This is a genomic window from Bradyrhizobium sp. Leo78 (genome assembly GCF_059512425.1).
In genome coordinates this window covers 1-976 of sequence record NZ_JCAMOT010000157.1, presented here as the reverse complement: position 1 = coordinate 976, position 976 = coordinate 1, and the positions used below count along the sequence as shown (strand labels likewise).

The following is a 976-nucleotide window of genomic DNA, read 5'->3' as shown; positions in this document are numbered from 1 at the left end:
GTCGGGGTGCTGGACGCGGTGAACAGGCTCACCGTCGTGGACGTCGTGGTCACGGCGATATTGAAGGTCTCACTGGCCGAGAGGCCGGCCGGATCGGTGGCCGAAACCTGGATGCCGGCGGTGCCGACATTGGCCGATGCGGGCGTGCCGCTGAAAGTTCGTGTCGTCGCGTTGAACGTCAGCCATGAGGGGAGCGCCGCGCCGTTCAGGCCGGTTGCCGAATAGGTGAGGGCGCCGCCATCGGGATCGTTGAAGGTGCCGGCGGGCAACGTCAGCGAGAAGGCCGAGCCGACGACCGCATTCTGGTTGGCGGTCTGGGTCACCAGCACCGGCGGCGTGTCGGTCGCCACGGCGATATTGAAAGTCTCGCTGGCGGAGAGGCCGGCGGGATCGGTGGCCGAAACCTGGACGCCGAGGGTGCCGACATTGGCCGATGCGGGCGTGCCGCTGAATGTTCGCGTTGCCGCGTTGAACGTCAGCCATGAGGGAAGCGCCGCGCCGTTCAAGCCGGTTGCCGAATAGGTGAGAGCGCCGCCGTCGGGATCGTTGAAGGTGCCGGCGGGCAGGGTCAGCGAGAAGGCCGAGCCGACGACCGCACTCTGGTTGGCGGTCTGGGTCACCAGCACCGGCGGCGTGTCGGTCGTCGAGCCAGGCGAGAACACCACGTCGGCGTAGTAGTTGGACGCGCTGAAGCTGCTGGTCGGGAAGATGCCGGCGGTGCTGGTGCCGCCATAGGAATACACCCCGTTGCCGCCGGACGAGGCGGAGGAGGGCGCTGTCAGCGCGCCGCTCGAGACGGCGTTGGTGAAGAAATTGCTGGTAGCCACATACGCGCCGTTTGTGTGGTAGGACGCGACATAGGTGGTGTTGGCGGCGATCGAGACCGGCGTCGCCAAGGTCACGGTCTGCCAGCCGCTTGCGGTGGTGTTGGTGAAGGTGGCGCTGGCAAGCTTGGTGCCGGTCGAGCTCCACAGGT

1 protein-coding gene is annotated in these 976 nt (G+C 67.1%); it reads right to left on the bottom strand.

Going from position 1 to position 976, the window contains the following annotated elements; all coding sequences use genetic code 11:
• On the bottom strand, positions 1 to 976 hold a 976-nt coding region (locus AC5ZG1_RS44020), incomplete at both ends, for a putative Ig domain-containing protein (protein WP_496136521.1).